Source organism: Paraburkholderia hayleyella (genome assembly GCF_009455685.1).
Lineage (GTDB): Bacteria > Pseudomonadota > Gammaproteobacteria > Burkholderiales > Burkholderiaceae > Paraburkholderia > Paraburkholderia hayleyella.
The window spans coordinates 309,142-332,383 of sequence record NZ_QPES01000002.1; the positions used below are offsets into that span (position 1 = coordinate 309,142).

Here is a 23,242-nt window from a genome sequence, read left to right on the forward strand (position 1 = left end):
GGGCCTAGCTTAACAGTTCAAAAAGCCAGGATGACAATATTGAGATAAATGGCAGGCGAGGAAAGGCTCTATGGTCCAGTGTCGCTAGATGATGTACGAGGCATGCTAGGATGGGCCGCCGACGGTGGCGCGGTGGTCCGTTCCCGGCTTCCACCATGACTATTTTGAGATTAAAGGCTGCGTGATTCGATGTCCCATTCGCCGGTTTTGGTGGCTGCCTCTGCTCCTGCTTCCACTGTCATTGCAACGCCCTGTATGGGCCGTCTGGTGTACGTGATCGGGCCGTCGGGGGCAGGCAAGGATGCGCTGATCCAGTTTGCCCGGCAGCAGTTGGGACAGCCGTCCGGTTCCCTGTCCGAGCCCATCGTGCCCGTCGTGTTCGCGCATCGTTACATCACCCGCGCGAGTCGTGAGGGTGAAAACCACATTGTGTTGAGTGCGGACGAGTTTGCCCTGCGTTCGGCACGAGGTCTCTTTGCGCTCGAATGGGCGAGCCACGCCTTGCGCTATGGCATCGGCGTTGAACTCGACAGTTGGCTGGCGCGCGGCTTGCGGGTCGTGGTGAACGGCTCGCGGGCTTATTTACCGCAAGTGCTCGCACGCTATCCGCAAGCCGAAGTCGTGCATGTGGAGGCCGCGCCGGCTGTTTTGGCGGCCCGTTTGGGCACGCGCCAGCGAGAAACGGCGGGACAGGTTGCTGAGCGGCTGGCACGTCGTGTGCCGTTCACCTTGCCTGATGACACGCCCTTCACCGCGATTGATAACTCGGGCGAACTCGCCATTGCTGGCGCGGCGTTTGTTGCGGCCGTGCGCGGCGCTTCCTCGCACTGAATCACCTCCATCCCCAGCCTCGCCTGGCGGCCCTGCCCGGCAGGCTTTTCTCGAACGATGAGCGCGTGCGCTAAACACGGCCATGACAGGTTCGGTGTGATTCCATAAACGGCCGTGGCGTTAGCCCAGCCCAATCCAGGGCGATGCGCGTCACGCCTTTTTCATGTGTCCATGCTGGCTCCCAGGGTTAGACCCGATAGGCGGCTTTTAAGTCAAATTTGTATGATGACCCGATTACATGACTAGTCAGGGTCGTATGTTCGAGAAAATTCCCGCACGGGCGCTGAGTGACACCGTGGCGCAGCAACTGCTTGAGCAAATTGACAAAGGCACGTTTGCCAGCGGCGGCAAATTGCCGACTGAGGCCGTGCTGGCACAGCAGTTCGGGGTCAGCCGCACGGTGATCCGCGAAGCCATCTCACGCCTGAAAAACGAAGGTGTCGTCGAGCCGCGCCAGGGCAGTGGCGTGTTCGTGCTGGGGCGTGGGGCGGCGCGGCCCTTGCGGATTGATTCGGCGGAAGCCGCCACAGCGGGCTCGGTGCTGCACATTCTGGCGTTGCGTCGGGCGATCGAAGCCGAGGTCGCCTCCGAGGCGGCATTACGGCACAACAAAACCAGCTTGCGTGCCATCGAGCGCGCCTTGGCCAGGATTGATGAGGCGGTGGCGCAGGGGCGCGATGGAGTGGCCGAGGACGTGGCGTTTCACCGCGCTATCGCTGCGGCCACAGGCAACCCGTACTTTCTTAAGACGCTGACATTCCTGCACCAGTATCTGGAAGCAGGCATGACTGTCACACGTCGTCATGAGGCGTTGCGCGATGACTTGTCGCATCAGGTTCGGGATGAACACGCCGCGCTGGTCGAGGCCATCCGCGCCCGCGATCCAAACGCCGCGCGCCACGCAGCCTGTACGCATCTGTACAACGCGGCGCGGCGCTTGGGCGAAGCGGGCCTCGGCTGAAGCGGCAAACAACCGGGTGCTTGCGGCGGGGTTGAAACCGCGCTGAAAAATCGAACTGTGAAAGGAATAGGGGATCGGGCATGTCGAGAAATGTCGGAGTCATTGGTCTGGGTGCGATGGGCCTGGGCGTGGCGCGGTCGTTGTTGCGCGCGGGTTTTCGAGTGCATGCGTGCGATGTGCGCGAGGCGCTGTTGCAGGGCTTTGCGGCGGAAGGCGGCATCGCTTGTGCCAGCCCTGCGGAGCTGGGCGCGCACTGCGAGGTGGTGGTGACGCTGGTGGTCAACGCAGCGCAAACCGAAACCGTGCTGTTTGGCGCGCAAGGCGCGGCAGCGACGATGCCGCGCGGCGGCGTGGTGCTGGCCAGCGCGACGGTGGCGCCCGCTTTCGCTCATGCGCTGGGTGCCCGGCTGGAAGCGCTGGGTTTGCAGATGCTCGATGCCCCGGTGTCCGGTGGCGCGGCCCGGGCCGCGAGTGGCGCGATGACGATGATGACCTCCGGCCCGGCGGCGGCGTATGCCGCCTGTGAGGACGTGCTTGAGGCGATGGCGGGCAAAGTGTACCGGCTTGGCCTGGCGCATGGCCTGGGCTCCAAGGTGAAGATCGTGAACCAGTTGCTGGCGGGCGTGCATATCGCGGCAGCAGCGGAAGCGATGGCACTGGGTTTGCGCGAAGGGGTCGATCCCGCTGCGCTTTACGAAGTCATCACGCACAGCGCGGGCAATTCGTGGATGTTTGAAAACCGTGTGCCGCACATTCTGCAGGGCGATTACACGCCGCTTTCGGCGGTCGATATCTTCGTCAAGGATCTCGGGCTCGTGCTCGATACCGCGCGAGCGTCGAAGTTTCCGCTGCCGTTATCCGCCGCCGCGCACCAGATGTTCATGATGGCTTCGACAGCAGGCCATGGGGGCGAGGATGACTCCGCCGTGATCAAGATTTTCCCCGGCATTGATGTGCCAGAAGCGCATCGGGATCAATAGCAGGAAACCGAACGAGATGAATATGAATGACTCCCTGAACCGGCCGCTGCTCGGCTGCATCGCAGACGATTTCACGGGCGCGACCGATCTCGCCAACATGCTGGTGCGCGGCGGCATGCGCACGGTACAGACCATCGGCGTGCCCGCTACGGCTGAGGCTGTTGTGGCCGACGCGCTGGTTGTCGCGCTCAAGTCCCGCACGTTGCCTGCCAGCGAGGCTGTCGCACAAGCGCTCGAGGCGCTGGCGTGGCTGCGGGCACAAGGCTGCCGGCAGATTTTCTTCAAATACTGCTCGACGTTCGATTCGACCGATGCGGGCAACATCGGCCCCGTGACCGACGCCTTGCTTGACGCGCTAGCGCGCGAGCCGCTGGCGGGGACAGCGACAGCGACGAATGCCGCCGCTATTGGCACTGCCGCTGCTACTGCTAGCGCTACGGGTTGTGCTGACGTGTCTTTCACGATTGCCTGCCCCGCTTTTCCCGAGAATGGCCGGACGCTTTATCGTGGCCACCTGTTTGTGGGCGATGCGCTGCTGAACGAATCGGGTATGGAAAACCATCCGCTGACGCCGATGACCGACGCTAACCTCGTGCGTGTGCTGCAACGTCAGACGCCCTCGAAGGTCGGGCTGGTGCGTTATGACCAGGTCGCACGGGGCGCGGCGGCTGTGCGCGAGCGCTTCGCCGTATTACGCGCTGAAGGCGTGCGCATGGCGCTGGCCGATGCGTTGTCGGACGCTGATTTATGCACGCTGGGCGAAGCCTGCGCGGGAATGCCGCTGGTGACGGGGGGCTCGGGCGTGGCCCTCGGGTTGCCGGAGAATTTCCGCCGCGCCGGAGTACTCGCCGCGCGCATCGATGCGGCGGGTTTGCCATCGGTCGAAGGCTTGTCGGCGGTGCTGGCGGGGAGTGCGTCGAAAGCGACCAACGCTCAGGTCGCCGAATGGCGTGCGAGCCGTCCGGCATTCCGTCTCGATCCTCTCGCGGCGGCACGCGGCGAGCCGGTGGTGGAGCAGGCGCTGGCCTTTGCCCGCGAGCACCTGGAAGCGGCCCAACCGCAGCCTGTTCTGGTGTATGCCACGGCCACGCCCGATGAAGTCAAGGCGGTGCAGCGCGAACTCGGCGCGAGCGAGGCGGGACATCTGGTCGAAACCCTGCTGGCAGCGATTGCCCGTGGTTTGCGCGAACTGGGCGTACGCAAGTTCGTCGTGGCGGGCGGCGAGACTTCTGGTGCGGTCGTGCAGGCGCTGGAGATCCACACCTTGCGCATCGGCGCGCAGATTGACCCTGGCGTGCCCGCCACGGCCACGCTCGATGCGCAACCGTTGGCGCTGGCTCTGAAATCGGGCAATTTCGGCACGCCGGATTTCTTCGCCAAGGCGCTGCGCCAGCTCGATGGCCTGAGCCCACTCAACGCAGCGGAGCACGCATGAGCGCCATGACCTCCATGACTTTCAAGCGCGACGAAGCCAGACTGCGCGAAGAGATTTGCCTCACCGGTGCCAGCCTGTACCAGCGCGGTTACACGGTGGGCAGTGCAGGCAACATCAGCGCCCGGCTGGCCGATGGCTGGCTGATTACACCCACCGATGCCTGTCTCGGTCGGCTGGACCCCGCCGGGATTGCCAAGGTCGATCTGGACGGCCAGCCGGTGTCGGGCGGCAAAGCCTCGAAAACCCTCGCGCTGCATCGCGCTATCTACGCTCGCAATGCCACGGCGCAAGGCATCGTGCATACGCATTCGACTCATCTCGTGGCGCTGACGCTCGCGGGTGTCTGGAGCGAAGCCGATGTCGTGCCGCCGCTCACGCCGTACTACGTAATGAAAGTCGGCCACGTGCCGCTGATCCGCTATCGGCGGCCGGGCGATCCGGATGTCGCGCAACAGATCGCAGCCCTCGCGGACACGGTGCGCGCCGTGCTACTGGAGCGGCTCGGGCCGGTGGTGTGGGAGCGTTCGGTGGCGCACGCGTCTTACGCGCTCGAAGAACTCGAAGAAACCGCGCGCCTGTGGCTCATGTCGGACCCCCGCCCCACGCCGCTCGATACCGCCGCGCTCGATGAGCTGCGCACGGTGTTCGGCGCGCGCTGGTAGGGCGCGACAGGTGACAGCATTCCAGCGCAGATGAGTGGGCGGCGCTGCCGCTTGCCGCCTGGCGCAGGCAAGACCCGGCGGGTCGCATGCATGGCGTCCTGGCCGGGCCCGCATTCCTGAAATGAAACGACGTGAAGTAAAGGAGAAACCCATGAGTTCCAACCCGACGGCCGCGCGCCGTTCCATGGCTGACGCCTCTGGCAAGCCGGGCAGCGCCGAAGTGGAGCGTACCTACCGCAAGGTCTTCTGGCGCATCGTGCCGTTCCTGATGCTGTGCTACGTGGTCGCTTATCTTGATCGCGTAAATGTGGGTTTCGCCAAACTGCAGATGTCGCAAGACCTCGCGTTTAGCGAGACCGTTTTTGGCCTTGGCGCCGGGGTATTTTTTATCGGCTATTTTCTGTTCGAATTGCCTAGCAATATCCTGATGCACAAGATCGGCGCACGGATCTGGATTGCCCGCATCATGATTACGTGGGGCATTCTGTCGGCGCTGTTTGTCTTCGTCAAAACCCCCGCGCAGTTTTATACGCTGCGTTTTTTGCTGGGCGTAGCCGAGGCGGGGTTTTATCCGGGCGTGATCCTGTATCTGACGTACTGGTTTCCCTCGCACCGGCGCGCGAAGATCATCGCGGTGTTTATGTCGGCGATTCCGGTGTCCGGCATCTTTGGCAATCCGCTTTCGGGCTGGATCATGCAGGTCTTCCACGGGGACCACGGTTTCGCGGGCTGGCAGTGGATGTTCGTGATCGAAGCCGTACCGGCGATTGCGATCGGGATTGCCACGATCCTTTATCTCGACAACAACATCGCCAGCGCGAAGTGGCTCAACGCCCATGAGAAAAAGCTGCTGACCGATGCGATCGATGCGCAGCAGCTGGAAAAAAGCAAGACGCATTCCGTGGCCGCGGTGTTCCGCGATCCACGCACCTGGTGGATGTCGCTGATTTACTTTGCTTTTGTCACGGGGCAGTACGGGCTGACGTTCTGGATGCCGACGCTGGTGAAATCGACCGGTGTCAGCGGGGCCTTTGAAATTGGTCTGCTGAGCGCGATTCCGTTCCTGTGCGCGATTGTCGTGATGAACTTGATGGGCCACAGCTCGGACAAGCGTCGTGAGCGCCGCTGGCACCTGATCCTGCCTTCGTTGTGTGGCGCCATCGGTTTTTCTGCCGCGGCTTCGTTCGCGGATAACACGGTGGTCTCGATTGTGTTTCTGTCGCTGGCGGCGGCTGGCGTGCTGACCTGCGCACCGCTGTTCTGGTCGTTGCCGACCGCGTTCATGTCAGGGGCGAGCGCCGCCGCCGGGATTGCGATCATCAATTCGATCGGCAACCTGGCGGGCTTTGCCAGCCCGTACATGATCGGCTATCTGAAAGACCTCACGCACAGCACCGCATCGGGCATGTACGTGCTGTCGGCGATGCTGGTGATGGGCGCGATCGCCGTCTGGCTGACCCCTGCAAAGCTGGTGAACCGTTAAACCATTAAACCGTTAATCTGCCAGGGTGCCTGCTCGCCAGCCCTCGCTCACTATTACCCCAGCTTGACGAATCAAAGGAGCGCTTTTCATGCCTCGCTTCGCAGCAAACCTGACCATGATGTACACCGAACACGCCTTTCTCGACCGTTTTGCCGCGGCGGCGGGCGATGGTTTTCAGGCGGTCGAATTTCTTTTTCCCTATGATTTCCCCGCGGCTGAAATCAAGGCGCGGCTCGACGCGCATGGCCTGACCCAGGCGCTGTTCAATGCGCCGCCAGGCGACTGGGCGGCGGGCGAGCGCGGCATCGCCTCGCTGCCAGGACGTGACGACGAGTTCAAACGTAGCGTGGAGACCGCGCTGGCTTATACCCAGGTGCTGGGCAACCGCACGCTTCATGTGATGGCCGGCCTCGCCGTGCCGGAACTGCCGCATGAGTTGCAACGCCAGGTGTATCTCAGCCGTCTTGCGTATGCGGCCAAGGCGGCTCAGGGCGAAGGCGTGACCATCGTCATCGAGCCCATCAACACGCGCGATATTCCCGGTTTCTTTCTTAATCGTCAGGATGACGCGCAAGCGATTTGCGCCGAAGTGGGCGCGCCCAACCTGAAAGTGCAATTCGACTGCTATCACTGCCAGATTGTCGAAGGCGATCTGGCAGTCAAGCTCAAGCGCGACATGCCAGGCATCGGTCATATCCAGATCGCGGGGGTTCCCGAGCGCCATGAGCCCGATACCGGCGAGCTGAATTACCCGTACCTGTTCGATCTCATCGACACGCTGGGCTATGACGGCTGGATTGGCTGCGAATACCGTCCCCGGGCGCAGACCTCGGCGGGCCTTGGCTGGCTCAAACCCTGGCTGGCCGCGCCGGCACGTTAAAGCGCAGGTTGAGTCCGGGCAGACAGCCCGTCTTCCGTTTCTTCTTTTTGCACAACGTTTCCCATCATGAAAGTACTGATTACTGGCGGCGCAGGTTTCCTGGGCCAGCGCCTGGCGCGCGAACTGCTGAACCGTGGACAGCTCAAGGGCCCCAACGGCCAGCCCGAATCCATTAGCGAACTGGTGCTGCTCGATGTCGTGGCCGCGACCGGTTTTGAGCACGAGGCGCGGGTACGTGTCGAAGTGGGCGATATCGCGGAGCGCGCGACACTCGAACGCGTGATCGACACCCAGACCCATACCATTTTCCATCTCGCTGCGGTGGTCAGCGGCCAGGCGGAAGCCGATTTTGAACTTGGCATGCGCATTAATCTGGATGCCTCACGTTTGCTGCTTGAAACCTGCCGCACGCTGGGGCATCAGCCGCGTGTGGTGTTCACGAGCTCCGTCGCGGTGTACGGCGGAACGCTGCCAGCCGTGGTGCAAGACGATACGGCGCTGAACCCGCAATCGTCTTATGGCATGCAAAAGGCCGTCGCCGAATTGTTGCTGAACGATTACGCGCGGCGCGGCTTCGTCGATGGCCGGGTGCTGCGGCTGCCAACCATCAGCGTGCGTCCCGGTAAGCCCAATGCCGCGGCCTCGTCGTTTGCCAGCGGCATTATCCGCGAGCCGCTTAATGGAGTGACTGCGGTGTGCCCTGTGGCGGGCAGCACGCGTTTGTGGTTGCTGTCGCCGCGCAAGGCGATCGCATGCCTGATCGCGGGCTGCGAAATCGACGCCGCCGCGCTGGGAATTCAACGGGTTGTGAACTTGCCGGGCTTGTCGGTCAGTGTCGATGAAATGATCGCGGCGCTGCGCGAGGTGGCGGGTGAGGCCGTGGCTGCGCGCATCGAATGGCAAGCGGATGCCCGCGTCGAAAAAATCGTGGGTAGCTGGCCGGGGCAGTGGGATACCTCGCGCGCGCAGCAACTCGGCCTCGTGGGCGACCGTTCGTTCGCGGAGGTGATTCGCAGTTATATCGAAGACGAGCGGATCAGCGTGAGCTAACCCGCGGGAACCGGCCCCCCTTACCGGCTCCGCCCGGATGGGCGGGGCTGGGTGTTTCCTGTGTCGGCATCGGCTTGACACGTTTTCTGGCGCAGACCTATCATCGCGGCTAAATGTCCGATAGCGGACGGTTGGTTCTCTTAAAGAACACATCGGCGCGCTAGCGGCATCCGCTTTCTCTTTTCTCTTTTTCCGCCCTCGCTGGCATCGCGCCTTCTGTCTTCTGTACGGCGCGGCGGGCTTACCGGCGGCGCCAGAGACACTTTCTCGCCCCTTACACGAATGCTGCATGGGCCCCCCGGTTCGAGGCGGGCTGCGTCATTCGTCACTGGAGACATCCCATGACCGAAGCTTTCCTGTGCGATGCGATCCGCACGCCGATTGGCCGTTACGCGGGCGCGCTGTCGTCGCTGCGCGCTGATGATCTGGGCGCGCTGCCGCTCAAGGCCCTGATGACACGCAACCCGGCACTCGACTGGAGTGCGCTTGACGACGTGATCTACGGCTGTGCCAACCAGGCGGGCGAGGACAATCGCAACGTCGCGCGCATGGCGCTGCTGCTGGCGGGCTTGCCGTACAGCGTGCCGGGTGCGACGGTGAACCGTCTGTGCGGCTCCGGCATGGATGCGGTGGGGCAAGCCGCACGGGCGATCCGCTCGGGCGAGGCGGCGCTGATGGTGGCGGGTGGCGTGGAGAGCATGAGCCGTGCGCCGTTCGTGATGGGCAAGGCGGCGAGCGCGTTCTCGCGCCAGGCGGAAATTTTCGACACAACGATTGGCTGGCGCTTTATTAACCCGCTGATGCAGCAGAAATACGGGGTTGATTCGATGCCGCAAACGGCTGAAAACGTCGCGCTCGATTATCAGATCAGCCGCGCCGATCAGGATGCCTTTGCATGGCGCAGCCAGCAAAAAGCGGCACGGGCGCAGCGCGATGGCCTGCTCGGGCAGGAGATCGTGCCCGTGATGCTGCCGCAGAAAAAAGGCGAGCCGCTGGTGTTCGAACATGATGAGCATTTGCGCGCGACCACGCCTGAAGCCCTGGCCAAACTCAAGGGCGTGGTGCATCCCGACGGTAGCGTGACGGCGGGCAACGCCTCGGGTGTCAACGATGGCGCCGCGGCCTTGCTGCTGGCGAGCGAGGCGGCCGCCACGCGCTTTGGCCTGACTCCCCGGGCACGCGTGCTGGGCATGGCATGCGCGGGCGTGGCGCCGCGCGTGATGGGCATCGGTCCGGCACCCGCGACGCAAAGGCTGCTGGCGCGGCTCAACATGACGCTTGAGCAGTTCGACGTGATCGAGCTGAACGAGGCTTTCGCCGCGCAGGGCCTGGCGGTGCTGCGCGCACTGGGCGTGGCGGACGACGATGCGCGGGTCAATCCGAATGGCGGAGCGATTGCGCTGGGCCATCCGCTTGGGATGAGCGGCGCGCGTCTCGTCGGCACGGCGATGTACCAGTTGCAACGCAGCGGTGGCCGTTTTGCACTCTGTACGATGTGCATTGGCGTGGGGCAAGGAATTGCGCTGGCGCTGGAGCGGGTTTGAGCCGATGGCCGATGAGCGGCCGGTGGCCGGGTGAAACCCGGGCCGGCCCGCTTACGCAGGGTTTATCACAGCCGTATGCTGTTTTGCCTGGTGCCGGGGCGGACGGCAATTGTGCTTCAATGAATGACGTTTGCTGTCCGCTTTACCTCACTTCCCCATGCCGATTCCATCGTCAGTTTCACTTTCGGCTCCCGCGCCTACGGTTAGCCTGGCGTTGTTTACCGATAGCTTGCGCGCCGCGGGCACCGAGATGTTTTGCGCCACGCTGCTCTCGGCCCTGAACCCGGTGGTTGCGCTAGCCCATTGCACGCTGGTGCGCGTGACGGGCCGGCATGCGACGATTGCAGCCACTGCGAGCCTCGAGGCCCAGTCGGATGTGCTGCGGCTGACCGAAGCCTACGTCGCGGGTTATTTTCTGCAAGATCCGCTCGTCCGCGAACACACCGCTTTGCCTTACTCGTCATGCGGCAGCGTGATGGTGTGTTCTTCGCCCATTGACGCACTCGCTAACACCGACTACCTCGAGCGTTTTTTCACCCGGCCCGCGATTGCCGACAAGCTGTCCGTTATCGTGCCAGGGCCGGATGCGATTTTGTTCCTGAATCTGTATAAGTCAACGCAGATGGGGTGCTTCCTGGCCCATGAAAAAACCACGATTACCGCACTCGGCGGTTTTCTCGGCGCCTTGATCGAGACGCATTGCCGTCTCATGGCGCAGCCGGCGGCTAGCTATGCCGAGCCGGAACTGCTGCGGCGCTGGCGCACGCTTTTATCGGAGCGCGAAAAAGCCGTCACCTGGCGCCTGGGCTGCGGCGCGACCGCCAAAGCCGTTGCGGCCATGCTGGCGCTCGCGCCGTCTAGCGTCATCACCTATAAAAAACGCAGCTTCGCCAAGCTGGGCATTGCCCGGCAAAGCGAACTGGTGGCGCTGGTGGCCCTGCTCGGAGCGGCAGAGCCCGGGCAGGCGGAGCTCACCGCGTGTCTTGCCGCGGCTTCATCTCAGGGTAAGCACTGAGGTCCAAAACGGCCCATGTCCTCACGGAAGGGGACAGACAGTTTGACGCAGTCTTCCTAGACTAACGCTCCATATCGCCGCGCTTTGTCAGACTCCTAATTTAAAACGCGCGGTGTTTCTGGAGGCACTGATGTCCGTTCCCCTGTCCCTCGCTGGCGTAGTTCAAGGCCTGCATCATTTCGCGTGGCGTTGCCGCGATGCCGAGCAAACCCGGCATTTCTACGAAGACATTCTGGGTTTGCCGCTGGTGCACCTGATTCGCAATGATTACGTGCCCAGTACGGGCGAGTATTGCCCCTATGTCCACATCTTCTTTGAAATGGCGGATGGTGCGTATATCGCCTTCTTTGATCTGGGCGATGACGTCATGGCTGAGCCCTCGCCCAATACCCCCGCCTGGGTGAATCACATTGCGTTGCGCGTCGATTCTCCCGAGCAGTTGCGCGAGATGAAAGCGCATTTGCAGGCCAACGGGGTCGAGGTGCTGGGTGTCACCGATCACCACATCATCGAATCCATCTATTTCTTCGATCCCAATGGTTTCCGGCTTGAGCTGACGACACCCACCGTCAGTACCCAGGTGATGCAGGAGCACGCCAGCGAGGCACATGCCTTGCTCAATGCGTGGACCGAAGAAAAACATGCCATCCAGACGAGCGCGACATGACACAACGCATGATTGCGCAACATGAAATGTGCCCATTGCGCCTTGTAGCGATCGACGTGCGGCCTGGTGCGACGATGGAAAGCCAGTCGGGCTTGCAGAATTTACGGCCCCGTATTTATGGCGCGCTTGCCGCGCCCAAGGATGACAACCATGCGGTGGCTGCGCTGGTGATGCATCCAACCAGCAATTTCATGGGGCATTACCTGCTGCAGCCGCTAGCGGAGCGCGGCATTGCCTGCCTGGGGCTCAACTCGCGCTACGCGGGCAACGACGCCATGCTGCTCATGGAGCAGGTCATCCAGGATTTAGGCGCGGGCGTTGCGTGGCTACGCGAACAGGGTTATCGCAAGATCGTGTTGATCGGTAACTCGGGCGGGGCGGCGCTGTGCAGTTTTTATCAGGCGCAAGCCGAACAGTTGAGCGCAACCCATTTTGCCGATGGTCTGCCAACGCATCTGGTCGCGCAGGATTTGCCGGCGGCCGATGCGCTGATTCTGTCGGCGGCCCATGCGGGACGCGCGCGTCTCATCGAGCAGTGGCTCGATCCTTCCGTGATCGACGAAGACGATCCACTCGCCACGGATCCGCAATGGGACCTGTATCGCAGCTTGAGTACGCCGTTTACCGCCGAGTTCGTCAGCGCTTTTCGCGCCGCGCAGCGCGCACGCCGCGAACGCATCGAACAATGGGTGCTGCAGCGCTTGCGTCTGTTGCGTGCCACGCCGCAAGGGCCGCAAGACCAGACGTTTCTCGTCTACCGCACGCATGCGGACCCGCGCTTTCTCGACCTCACGCTCGATGCCAACGATCGCGCCGCAGGCTCGATCTGGGGCGATCCGCGCACGGTCAACTATGCCGCCAACGCAATGGGGCGCTTTAACACGCTGCGTTCATGGTTGTCGCAATGGTCATCGCGTTCGCTGGCCGATGGCCCGGACAATCTCGCGCGCACTCAGGTTCCTGTGTTGCTGATGACCCATACCGCTGACGGCTCGACCTTCCCCAGCACCGCGGCGGCCTGGCGTGCCGCTGCGCCCGGGCGGCTGACGGAAGTCGCAGTCAAGGGCGGCAACCATTACCTGTCGGGACAGCCCGACCTGGTGCGGCTGAGCGCCGACACCTTCCATGACTGGATTGGCACGCATCTGCGCTGAGACGGTTTGAATCTGTAAGGAGACACCTATGATCGAAGCCATTGGGCCGTTTCGCTACGAACGGTTTACTTCGCCGTTGCCCGCGCTTGAGGGCGGCCATGAACAGCGCGAGTGCCCGCATACCGTGGCGATTGCCGGCGGCGGCCCGGTTGGGCTGGCGTTAGCGCTTGGCCTGGCGCGCCAGGGCGTGGCGTCGGTGGTGCTTGAAGCCGACGATACGGTTTGCATGGGCAGCCGCGCGGCCTGCATTTCGCGCCGCAGCCTGCAAATCCTCGAGCGCCTGGGCGTGCTGGACGTGGTGCTGGCAAAAGGTCTGGCATGGGCCGCGGGGCGCAGTTTTTATCAGCAAGATGAAGTGTTCTGCTTCAGGATGCCTCACGACGACACGCAAAAACTGCCGCCGATGATCAACTTGCAGCAGTACTACATCGAGCAGTTTCTGGTCGATGAAATCACCCGGCACTACGCGGACAAGGTCGAGATCCGCTGGGGCACGAAGGTTACCGCGCTGACGCAAAAACCCGATGGCGTGGTGCTGGAGGTGTGCCAGAACGGCACCTCCTACACGCTGGAGGCCGCATGGCTGGCGGCCTGCGATGGGGGACAGAGTTTCGTGCGCAAAGCACTGGGGCTGGCGCTGAGCGGCACGGCTTACGAAGGCAAGTACGTGATTGTCGATATCGAAGCCGATCTGCCTGACCCGGTGGAGCGCCGCGCCTGGTTCGATCCGCCTTCGAACCCCGGCTGGACCATGCTGATGCATTGCCAGCCGGACAACCTGTGGCGCCTGGATTACCAGGTGCCTGACGATACCGATATCGACGCGGCCCTGACACCCGAAGCAGTCACCCCTTATATCGAACGCCAACTGGCGATGACAGGCCATGCGCACCGGCCCTGGAAGCTGGTCTGGACGAGTGCTTATCGAGCGGGTGCGATGTCGCTGGAGCACTACCGTCATGGCCGCATCCTGTTTGCGGGCAACGCGGCCCATGCGATGCCGATCTTCGGCGTACGCGGGCTCAATTCGGGCTTCGACGATGTGGACAATCTGACGTGGAAGCTCGTGGCGGTGATTCAGGGGTGGGGCGCTGACGCCTTGCTCGACAGTTATTCGAGTGAGCGGGTGCAGGCTTTTCACGTGAATGCGGCGAGCGCGAAGCGCAGCACCGAATTCATGGCGCCTCCCTCACGGGGTTATGCGCTGATGCGTGAAGCGGCGCTGTCGCTGGCGGGGCAGCATCGGCAGATTGCCAAACTCGTCAATCCACGGCAAACCAGCGCGATCCAGTATGTCGATTCGCCGCTGTCCTATCAGGGTGAGCCACGTGACCGGATCGATCCGGCCTCGGCGGTGCCGCGTTTGGCACCCGGCCAGGTCATGCCGGATGTGCCGGTGTCGGGCATCCGCGATGAGGCATTTTTATCGGATACACTGGGCGCTTATTTTACGTTAATGGTTTTTGGCGATGCGCCAGACCACGGCTTCGTGTTCGATGATGTGCTCGCCGTGCCGTTGCAGGTGGTGCAGGTCTGGCTACACCCAGGTGAGCCGCATGGCAGGGCGATTGCCGGTGCGAGCCGCTTCATTGTCGATACGGGGCAGGTGTTGTCGAGGGATTATGGTGTCTGTCGCGGCGATGCCTGGCTGATTCGCCCTGATGGCCATCTGTGCGCGCTGTGGTATGCCCCCACTGTTTCGCAGGTAGAGGCCGCGTTGGCCCAGGCCTGCGGCTATGGGCCAGCATCCCGGCTCAAACCTGTTCAACCGGAGACCCCCCATGCCTACGCTTAACGATGATGAACGCGATATGTTGTATGGCGCCTGCTGCGAGGCGATCAGCGCGGTTGGACGCGAGCGCGAAAGCCTGATGCTGGCGCGGCTTGCATTGTTGCTTTTCGAGGAGGTGGGTGACCCGGTGCGTTGCGAGGCGGCGTTGCGCGCCGCGAGCGACAGCGTGCCGCAGCCGAGCCTTTCCAGCCATCAGTGATTAGCCGTTAGTGATTGGCGGGCGCCAGGGGGAGGGGGTCGGTACTCCGTATTCGGTACTCGCCTTTAAGGCGTGACCCATCCCCCTCATGCTCCACCTTTTTACCCGTTGTCTATTGCCCACTGCTTATTACCCACTGCTCATTACCCACTGCTCATTACCCACTCCTCCACTACTCGTTACCCATCATTCACCACACCAAGGCACGGACTCAAAGAAAGTCCTGCCCACCGGATTGATTCCGCTAAAGAGAGAGACCTCCCCATGTCAGCCCGATCGCCTCGCTCCACCTCCCCACGCCGCCCCTCACCGCCCCAACTGGACGATCACGCGCTTTACCGCAAGGTGACGCTCCGGATCGTGCCGTTTCTCTTCGTCGCGTACATCGTCGCGTTTCTCGACCGCATCAACATTGGTTTTGCGCAATTGCAGATGAAGGGTGACCTTGGCTTTAGCGATGCGGTCTATGGCTTGGGGGCGGGTGTGTTTTTTCTGGGCTACGTTCTTTTCGAGGTGCCGAGCAATTTACTGCTGCAACGAATCGGCGCGCGCCGCACCTTCATTCGCATCATGGTGGGCTGGGGGCTGATTTCGGCATCGATCGCCTTTGTTAAAACGCCGTCGATGCTTTATCTGCTGCGTTTTTTGCTGGGCGTTTTCGAAGCCGGATTCTTCCCCGGCATCATTTTGTATCTGACCTACTGGTTTCCTGCATCGCGGCGGGCGACGGTCACCTCCTGGCTTTTTGTCGCGGTGGCCGTGGCTGGCGTGCTCGGCGGGATCGTGTCCGGCACGATCATGGAATACGCCGCAGGCCTGTTTGGGCTGGCGGGATGGCAATGGATGTTCATCATCGAAGGTTTGCCTGCTGCCTTGTTAGGGGCGGCGGCGTGGTGGCTGCTGCAAGACCATCCGTCCAGTGCCCGCTGGCTGTCCGACGCGGAAAAAGCCCGTCTGCAGCAAGTGCTGGCAGACGACCAGGCGGCGCGCCGCCATGCCGTCTCGGGTTCATTTGCTGAGGCTTTGCGCAATCCCCGGGTCTATCTGCTGGCAGTGGTGTACTTCACGCTGAATTGCGGCACGATGGCGCTCAGCTTCTGGTTGCCCGCGATGATTAAAAGTGCCGGCGTGACGGGCGTGTTTCAGGTGGGGCTGTATAGCGCGATTCCGTATGGTCTCGGCGCGTTGGGCATCGTGCTGATCTCGCGTCACTCGGATCGCCATCAGGAGCGGCGCGGTCACTATGCCGCGTGCACGGTGGGAGCAGGTCTGGTGTTTTTCGCCCTTGGGTCTGTGACGGCTAGCCTGCCTGTGACGATGGTGCTGCTGAGTCTCGCCGTGATGCTGACATTTGGCTCCTTGCCGGTGTTCTGGTCGATTCCGCAAGATTATTTGTCGGGCACGGGCGCTGCGGTGGGCATTGCGCTGATTAGCAGTCTGGGACAGCTCGGCAGTTTTTTTAGTCCGACGCTGATCGGTTTGATCAAAACGGCAACGGGGCGCATGGATAACGGCTTGTATCTGCTGGCGTTGCTGCTGGTGGCAGGCGGGATGTTGCTGTATTTCGCGCTGGACGAACGGCGGACCGGAACGAAGCAAGCGAAACTGGGGAGATTGAATGCCCGCTAGGGGGCGCCAGTATCGCGGCATCGCGGCATCGTGGCATCGTGATATCGCGGTATCGGCTGCCGGTGGCATACGGGCATCGATGCGCTGGTGAAGTTTTGCGAGGTGAGGGGGCATGCGGACAACTTCTGTCGCCCGTCAGCCCCCTTCCTTAACGCTCCCTTAATAAACCAGGTCGATGCAGAAAGCCGGTGCCGTGGGTTCTTGCCGGCCTGGTTTAGGTTCATCGTGGAGTTCGCCGGTCGATAAATGCCCGGCATTCTGGCCGTCAGTCACCGGCTCCGTGATGCGTCTTCTTCCCGACGGTTCCTGGCTCAGGCTTGCCTGAATCTGCTTTAAGATCTCCGCGATCAAAGCCTGTTTTCGCCGGAACGCGGCCCGCCGGTTAGACGGTACATCGCTGATTTCCCGATGATGCATGGCGCAGGGCAGGATGAAACGATCGCCCGATTCCACGCCACCCAGCTCACGCCAGAAGGCGTCGTAATCAGCGTAAAAGCCTTTGTCACGGATGTTTGAGACGTGCGAGTGTTTCGCCACAGCCGCGAGCACCGGGATGCGGAGTAAACGGCACAACTCGCAAAGCGCTTCCATCACGGCGGCTTTAGGACGAAGGCCATGACACGCTTTCGTCGCGTCACGGACCGCATCCCGATCCACTCCGGCGGGCCCTTGTAGGCCGCCAATCAAAAGCGTCCACGAACGTGTCTTTGCCGAGGGCTCAATACTGACCGTGGCCCAGGCAAGATCGATCCCAGTCTGCTGGTCCATCCACGCCATTGTCAGCAAGCCTTCCCGCCAGCATCGCATGGGTTCGCGCAGAACGATCCTGTATGCAGGCGTCGACGCCAGGAAAACCGATTCACCCTGCAGATAAATGCGCTCCGTGAGCGCTCGGCCCAGCATCTGCTCCACGGCCGCATAATGCCCGGAAATCAGCCTTGCCCGATTGCGGGCCGGCATGTTCGCCTGGCCAAAACGATGGAATGGCTTTTCTGCAAAGCGCCGGTTGCGAATAGCGAGATCCACCAATAACGATTGCGTGCTTAACGCCTGAAACCAGAACCATGCTGCGCGTGGATAGATTGTGGAATACAGCAGAATCCGCCATCTGCGGAAAATGGCCTTCGCATTCATCCCAGGGATGAATTTTCGAAGTAGCGTGTATGCGTTTAAATATCTCTTCATCAGATCAGCCCAACTCAACCCAAGCCAACAGCGGGATGACGCCTGCGATGCCAAAGACGCGTGTTGTATCAGCCCAGGATTGGGTCATCCTCAACATCCGGCGAAAACAATTTTTACTTTCGTATGTATTCGTAACCTGCTGCAAAAACCGATAACGGCTATACGGTTCGCGCAGATTGTACGTCAGAATATTAGGACGTTTTAAGAAAAAGACTTGCTTAAAAATTCAATTTGAGATTTGCAAATTTATCGATATAAACATCGCGGAAAAAACATGAACCTATGAGGCAAATGTCGTGTGGGAACTTGGCATCGGACGTGTGAATGTGTTTCCTTCCTTTTTTCTTTTTTGTTTTCTGAAACGATCCCGATAGACGTCGAGCTAAAACCGGAAAACCTGAAGTCCCATCGCCGAAGTATTTCGCAATCGCGTTGCAAAACAGATGCCGTGTTATCTGTGCGTTCACGAATCCAGCCAGGTAACACGGCGTTTTTCTTTTGTTTTCATGTTTCTTAAATCTGCTTGCCCAGGTTATCCTGAAAATGCCCAAATATTGAGATATCGGTGGCCTGTATGTAAGAGGTCTGACAGGCCTGATGTTTCGGTCATTTTTTAAGGAGGTTCACCGTGAGCGTGCTTGATCAAATCCAGAGTCGTATCAGGAAGTTGCAGCAACAGGCCGAATCGATTATTGCCAAACAGGCTTCTAGCGTACTCAACGATATCCGCGCGTTGATGGAGCGACACGGTTTGACGACTGCGGATATTGATGCGCATGCTGCCGTTGGCACACGCAAGGGCCGCGCGCAAAAGCCGAAAGGTGCAAAAGTCGTTCACGCGAAGGGCAAGTTGCCACCCAAGTACCGCGATCCGAAAACCGGCGCGACCTGGAGCGGCCATGCTCGTCCACCCGAATGGATCAAGCAGGCGAAAGACCGGACGGTTTTTCTGATTAATGGTGCTGGGGCGACTGCTTCGGTTGTTTCCGCTAAAGCGTCCGGTAAAAAAGCAGCGGTGCATAAGCGCAACGCAAAGAAAGCCGCGAGTTCCGGTGCCGTGGCCACACCGCATTCCGCTGCAAAACAGCCAAAGAAAAAGCGCGTGGCAGAGAAAAAGGCAGCCGTAGACAAGATCGCAGCAAAGAAGACAGCGGCAAAGAAGACAGCGGCAAAGAAGACAGCAGCAAAGAAGACAGCAGCAAAGAAGACAGCAGCAAAGAAGACAGCGGCAAAGAAGACAGCGGCAAAGAAGACGGCGGCAAAGAAGACGGCGGCAAAGAAGACAGCGGCAAAGAAAGCTGGCATGAGCAAGACGTCTTTGACTCAAACCCCATAAGGTCATGAATTAAATGAGTCTGGCGATACCGCGATGATCTATTGTGCATAGCGAACGTTAACGGCTCAAGCATTCGCATGCAGTTGTTTGAACGCCATGGAAAATGCCGGTTGCGAAATAACTTTCGCAACCGGCATTTTTTCATGTCCAAACAGCTAGCCCGGCGTTTGAAGATTCAATGCCAGGGCTTATATGCCCGGCAAGCCCAACGCCTGGCGCACGCCATTGCCATAACTGGCATCCACCTGGTCGAACAGCGCGAGCTGTCGCTCGACGACATCTTGTGGCACCCCGCCCATGGCGGTGGCAATGTTTTGATAAAGACGTTCACGTTGTGCCGCATCGAACAGCGCATACAGTGCACGGGGATAGGTGAAATAATCGCCGTCTTCGTGATGATCGTAGCGTGCGATAGCGCCTTCCACGGCCAGTGGTGGCTCTTTCACAGAGGGATCTTCCTGGAATTCGCCTTCCCGGTTCGGCTCATAGTTGATCGTACTGCCGAGGTTGCCATCGGTTCGCATCGCGCCATCGCGGTGGTAGCTATGCACGGGGCAGCGTGCCGCATTCACGGGAATCTGATGGTGATTGATGCCGAGGCGGTAGCGCTGGGTGTCGGCATAAGAAAAAAGCCGTCCCTGCAGCAGCCGGTCAGGCGAAAAGCCAATCCCCGGCACGATATTGGCGGGCGAGAATGCCGCTTGCTCGACATCGGCAAAATAGTTTTCAGGGTTCCGGTTGAGCTCCAGCACACCCACGTCGATCAACGGAAACTCTTTGTGCGACCACACCTTGGTGATGTCGAAGGGGTTTTCCTTGCGAGCATGGGCATCGGCTTCGGTCATGACCTGAATGCAAAAGCGCCATTGCGGGAAGTCCTTTTTGGCGATGTGCTCGAACAGGTCGCGCTGCGCGCTTTCGCGGTCTTGGCCCACGATGGCGGCGGCTTCGGCATTGGTGTAGTTTTCGATGCCCTGTTTCGACTTGAAGTGAAACTTCACGTAAAAGCGCTCGTTTTGCGCGTTGATCAGCGAAAACGTATGCGAACCAAAGCCATGCATTTGCCGGTGATTTTTAGGCAGGCCCCGGTCGCTCATGAGGATCGTGACCTGGTGCAGCGATTCCGGAGTGCGCGACCAGAAATCCCACATCGCCGTCGCATCGCGCAGGTTGGTTTGCGGGTGGCGCTTTTGCGTATGAATGAAATCGGGAAACTTCAGCGGATCGCGGATAAAAAAGACGGGTGTGTTATTGCCCACCAGGTCCCAGTTGCCTTCTTCGGTATAAAACTTGATCGAAAAGCCACGGACATCGCGTTCGGCGTCGGCTGCGCCACGCTCCCCCGCGACCGTCGAAAAACGCATGAACGTCGGGGTGACCTTGCCGGGTTCGAACACCTTGGCTTTGCTGTAGCGCGTGATGTCATGAGTGATGGTGAGCGTGCCGAAGGCGCCTGAGCCTTTGGCGTGCACGCGGCGCTCGGGGATGACTTCGCGGTCGAAATGCGCGAGTTTTTCGATGAGCCAGAAATCCTGCAATACGATCGGGCCGCGTGGGCCGACGGTTTCCGAATTCTGGCTGTCGCCGACTACGGCGCCGGCTGCCGTGGTTAGGGTACGGTTTGTCTTTGTCATGGTTTTCCTCTTTTTTGAACCAGACCTGCAAGTGAGGCTGGGGATGCCGGATGCGCCGGGGTGGAGCGCGCCCGTAGTCTAGCAAGGCCTTCGCAAAGTTGCTGCGGCGGCATCAATCATGCATGCAGATCGTTATTGAATGCATGCACGATACATGACAGCGATGACAGCGATGACAGCAAAAAGTAATGCGCGCTGGATCGTTTAGCGACCCTGAGCGTCGGGCGGCACGCCCAGCAGTTGCAACGTGCCGCCGGTCACTGCGCTAAACACCGGGCCTGCGACCGTGCCGCCATAAAATGCGCGTCCTGCTGGGTCATCAATCATGACCGCGACGATGATTTGCGGATGGCTCATCGGCGCCATGCCGACGAAGAGCGCGCGATAGCGGTTCTTGGCATAGGTGGAGCCGATCTGTTTGCGTGCGGTGCCGGTTTTACCGCCGACGCGATAGCCTGCGACACTCGCCGCGCGTCCGGTTCCACCCGGCCCGACCGCGGCTTCGAGCATCGCCCGCAGCGCCGCGGCCGTCGCGGGGGAGGTCACGCTGCGGCCTGGGGCTGTGGCCGTGTCTGCTGTGGCGCTGGCGCTGTCCGCTGCGCTTGCCGCGCTTGCTGTGCTCGCTGCGGCCGCGTCGGCGTCGAGCAGCAGGTGCGCGGGATGCATCGTGCCATCACCGGCATAGGCGGTATAAGCCTGGGCGATTTGCAACAGTGAGGTCGAGAGGCCGTAGCCGTAGGACATCGTGGCCTGCTCGATGGGGCGCCAGCTTTGCCAGGCGCGCACCCGGCCGGAGGCGACGCCGGGGAAGGTGAGCTCCGGGGCGCGGCCCAGGCCGTAATCCTGGTATTTGTTCCAGATCGTTTTGGCCGGCAGGTTCAGGGCGATTTTGGCGAGCGCGATATTGCTCGATTTTTGCAGCGCTTCGGCCACGGTGATGCGGCCGTGATCGGAGGTGTCATGGATCACGTTCGGCCCGATCTTGTAGGTGCCCGGAGCGGTATCGATCATCGTTTGCGGCCGGATCTTACCGCTATCGAGCGCGAGCCCGATGACCACCGGCTTGATCGTCGAGCCTGGTTCGAACGTGTCGACCACCGCGCGATTGCGCAACTGCTTTCCCGTTAACCGGCCCCGGTCGTTCGGATCAAAGCTGGGATAGTTCGCCAGCGCGAGAATCTCGCCATTGCGCGCGTCGAGCACGACGACGCTGCCGGCTTCGGCGCCATGTTTGGCAATCGCGGCTTTGAGCTGCGAATACGCCAGTTGCTGCACCCGGCGGTCGATGCTCAGGTGGATCGTCGCGCCATTGAGCGCGGGCACCTGCGGCCGGGTTTCGAGCACCACGCGGCCCAGGCGGTCGCGGATCACCTCGCGCTGGCCGGGCGTGCCGCTGAGCTGCTCGTTGGCGGCCAGTTCAACGCCTTCCTGGCCCTTGTCTTCGATATCGGTGAAGCCGACCACGTGCGCGGCGGATTCGCCTTCTGGATAAAAGCGTTTGGAATCGGCAATGCGCGTGATGCCCGCGCGATCGAGCTTGTCGATGGCGGCGGCGGTATCGGCGTCCACCTGACGCTTGAGCAGCACGAACGAACGCTCTCCGCCCAGACGCCGCCGCAGTTCCGGCAGCGGCAGGCCGAGCAGTTTGGCGAGCGGCGCATAGGTGGCGGGATCGAGCAGTTTCGGCGTGGCCCAGATCTCGTAGGTCGCCAGGCTTACGGCCAGCAGCGCGCCGTGGCGATCGACGATGCGTCCGCGCGAGGCGTCCAGCTCAAGCGTGCGCTGGTAGCGTTTTTGCCCCTGAACGACGTAGAAATCCTGGTTGACCACCTGGACCCAGAACGCGCGTCCGATGAGCGCGGCGAAGGCGGCAAAAATCAGGAAGATCACCAGCTTCGAGCGCCACAACGGCAAGCGGGTAACCAGCGTTGGATTGCGGGCGACAGGGGCGTAGGCATCCTGACGCGGTTTCTTTTTCTGGATCATGTTGGAACCCGGCGCGCGCACGAGTGGCACAGAAAGACGCGCGATCCGGATAGAGCCCCCGGCAGAAGGCAGCCGTGACGCGTGGCCGCCCGATGATTAATGAGCGCCACCGGTACCGGTATCGGTATCGGCGGCGGAAAAAACCTTGAATTGCCAGCGCAGGCGGATGGCCAGCATGCGGATGCTGAAGCCGCTCGCCAGCACGATGAGCGATGCCGTATCGGGCGTCACGCCGCAGTGCTGCAGCAACAGATACAACGCGCCTGCCGCCAGGGCGATGCTGGCATAAAGATCTTGCCGCAGCACCAGTGGTATTTCGTTGCACAGCAGATCGCGCAACATGCCACCACACACACCGGTAATCGCTCCGGCCAGCACGATAACAGGCGCGCTGACCCCAAGCTCGAGGCCGACATTGCAGCCGATGATCGTGAAGGCAATCAGGCCCAGCGCATCGATGGCGAGAAACAGCTTTTGCAAATACCGCAGCCATGGTGCGATCGCGGCCGCCAGCAACGCGGCTCCAATTGTAATAAAGACGTAATTCGAATGCGAGATCCAGCTGAGCGGATAGTGCCCGAGCAACACGTCGCGCACCGTGCCGCCGCCCAGCGCGGTGACGGCGCCGACCAGGCACAGGCCGAAGCGGTCCATGCCGCGGCGCATGCCAACGAGTGCGCCAGACATGGCTTCGGCGGTGATCGCAATGAGGTAGAGCGTGTGCAGCAGCATGAAAGTGAAGCTCCGTGAAGCGGGCTGACGGGACGGGCGACGCAGGCTGCGAGCCGTGCTGGAAAGGCGCCATTATCGGAAGGCGCC

The 23,242-nt window shown here is 61.3% G+C and carries 20 protein-coding genes; 16 read left to right on the top strand and 4 right to left on the bottom strand.

Translation table 11 applies throughout. From position 1 onward, the window contains the following. The first annotated feature begins 255 nt into the window (after positions 1-255). The 15 genes from phnN (at position 256) to GH657_RS15815 (ending at position 16,282) form a co-directional block, all read left to right on the top strand. Positions 256-831, top strand: coding sequence for a phosphonate metabolism protein/1,5-bisphosphokinase (PRPP-forming) PhnN (gene phnN / locus GH657_RS15745; protein ID WP_153102382.1), 576 nt, complete (start codon positions 256-258; stop codon positions 829-831). Between the two features lie 256 nt (positions 832-1,087). Then, the gene (locus GH657_RS15750; RefSeq protein ID WP_153102384.1) at positions 1,088-1,792 is read left to right on the top strand and encodes a FadR/GntR family transcriptional regulator; all 705 of its coding nucleotides are present in this window, start codon (positions 1,088-1,090) and stop codon (positions 1,790-1,792) included. 80 nt (positions 1,793-1,872) lie between these two features. After that, positions 1,873-2,772, top strand: a complete 900-nt coding sequence (gene ltnD / locus GH657_RS15755; RefSeq protein ID WP_153101985.1) for an L-threonate dehydrogenase — start codon at positions 1,873-1,875, stop codon at positions 2,770-2,772. Between the two features lie 22 nt (positions 2,773-2,794). Continuing rightward, positions 2,795-4,207 carry a 3-oxo-tetronate kinase gene (gene otnK / locus GH657_RS15760; RefSeq protein WP_153101986.1) on the top strand — a complete coding sequence of 471 codons (1,413 nt, stop codon included), beginning with the start codon at positions 2,795-2,797 and terminating at the stop codon, positions 4,205-4,207. A gap of 5 nt (positions 4,208-4,212) precedes the next feature. Then, positions 4,213-4,869, top strand: a complete 657-nt coding sequence (otnC, locus tag GH657_RS15765; protein WP_153102386.1) for a 3-oxo-tetronate 4-phosphate decarboxylase — start codon at positions 4,213-4,215, stop codon at positions 4,867-4,869. A 151-nt stretch (positions 4,870-5,020) separates the two neighbouring features. Continuing rightward, positions 5,021-6,352, top strand: a complete 1,332-nt coding sequence (locus GH657_RS15770) for an MFS transporter (RefSeq protein ID WP_153101987.1) — start codon at positions 5,021-5,023, stop codon at positions 6,350-6,352. Positions 6,353-6,440: 88 nt separating this feature from the next. After that, positions 6,441-7,232 (top strand): 2-oxo-tetronate isomerase, encoded by a 792-nt coding sequence (gene otnI, locus GH657_RS15775; RefSeq protein WP_153101988.1) that lies wholly within the window; start codon positions 6,441-6,443, stop codon positions 7,230-7,232. A gap of 66 nt (positions 7,233-7,298) precedes the next feature. Continuing rightward, positions 7,299-8,282, top strand: coding sequence for a D-erythronate dehydrogenase (gene denD / locus GH657_RS15780; protein WP_153101989.1), 984 nt, complete (start codon positions 7,299-7,301; stop codon positions 8,280-8,282). Between the two features lie 341 nt (positions 8,283-8,623). After that, a complete protein-coding gene (pcaF, locus tag GH657_RS15785; protein ID WP_153101990.1) occupies positions 8,624-9,826 on the top strand; it encodes a 3-oxoadipyl-CoA thiolase in 1,203 nt (400 codons plus the stop codon). A gap of 157 nt (positions 9,827-9,983) precedes the next feature. Next, entirely contained in the window at positions 9,984-10,841 is an 858-nt protein-coding gene (locus GH657_RS15790) for a helix-turn-helix transcriptional regulator (RefSeq protein ID WP_246174194.1), read from the top strand. Positions 10,842-10,971: 130 nt separating this feature from the next. Beyond that, on the top strand, positions 10,972-11,508 hold the full coding sequence (locus GH657_RS15795; RefSeq protein ID WP_153101991.1) for a VOC family protein: 537 nt from the start codon (positions 10,972-10,974) through the stop codon (positions 11,506-11,508). Further along, a complete protein-coding gene (locus GH657_RS15800; protein ID WP_246174195.1) occupies positions 11,505-12,662 on the top strand; it encodes an alpha/beta hydrolase family protein in 1,158 nt (385 codons plus the stop codon). Before GH657_RS15795 ends, GH657_RS15800 begins: the two co-directional genes overlap by 4 nt. A gap of 28 nt (positions 12,663-12,690) precedes the next feature. Then, the gene (locus GH657_RS15805) at positions 12,691-14,457 is read left to right on the top strand and encodes an FAD-dependent monooxygenase (protein WP_153101992.1); all 1,767 of its coding nucleotides are present in this window, start codon (positions 12,691-12,693) and stop codon (positions 14,455-14,457) included. Continuing rightward, the gene (locus GH657_RS15810; RefSeq protein WP_153101993.1) at positions 14,444-14,653 is read left to right on the top strand and encodes a hypothetical protein; all 210 of its coding nucleotides are present in this window, start codon (positions 14,444-14,446) and stop codon (positions 14,651-14,653) included. The genes GH657_RS15805 and GH657_RS15810 overlap by 14 nt, the downstream gene beginning before the upstream one ends. 264 nt (positions 14,654-14,917) lie before the next feature. Then, on the top strand, positions 14,918-16,282 hold the full coding sequence (locus GH657_RS15815) for an MFS transporter (protein WP_153101994.1): 1,365 nt from the start codon (positions 14,918-14,920) through the stop codon (positions 16,280-16,282). Positions 16,283-16,441: 159 nt separating this feature from the next. Here the strand turns inward: GH657_RS15815 and GH657_RS15820 are convergent, their stop codons facing one another. Further along, entirely contained in the window at positions 16,442-17,416 is a 975-nt protein-coding gene (locus tag GH657_RS15820; RefSeq protein WP_174770002.1) for a DUF535 family protein, read from the bottom strand. 685 nt (positions 17,417-18,101) lie between these two features. Here GH657_RS15820 and GH657_RS15825 point away from each other — a divergent pair. Further along, positions 18,102-18,803: an H-NS histone family protein gene (locus tag GH657_RS15825; RefSeq protein ID WP_246174196.1), complete on the top strand. Its 702-nt coding sequence runs from the start codon at positions 18,102-18,104 to the stop codon at positions 18,801-18,803. A gap of 188 nt (positions 18,804-18,991) precedes the next feature. Here the strand turns inward: GH657_RS15825 and GH657_RS15830 are convergent, their stop codons facing one another. The 3 genes from GH657_RS15830 to GH657_RS15840 form a co-directional block, all read right to left on the bottom strand. Then, positions 18,992-20,437 (bottom strand): catalase, encoded by a 1,446-nt coding sequence (locus GH657_RS15830; RefSeq protein WP_153101997.1) that lies wholly within the window; start codon positions 20,435-20,437, stop codon positions 18,992-18,994. Positions 20,438-20,641: 204 nt separating this feature from the next. Next, positions 20,642-22,423: a peptidoglycan D,D-transpeptidase FtsI family protein gene (locus tag GH657_RS15835; protein ID WP_153101998.1), complete on the bottom strand. Its 1,782-nt coding sequence runs from the start codon at positions 22,421-22,423 to the stop codon at positions 20,642-20,644. 96 nt (positions 22,424-22,519) lie between these two features. Further along, positions 22,520-23,149: a trimeric intracellular cation channel family protein gene (locus GH657_RS15840; protein ID WP_153102392.1), complete on the bottom strand. Its 630-nt coding sequence runs from the start codon at positions 23,147-23,149 to the stop codon at positions 22,520-22,522. Positions 23,150-23,242: the final 93 nt, after the last annotated feature.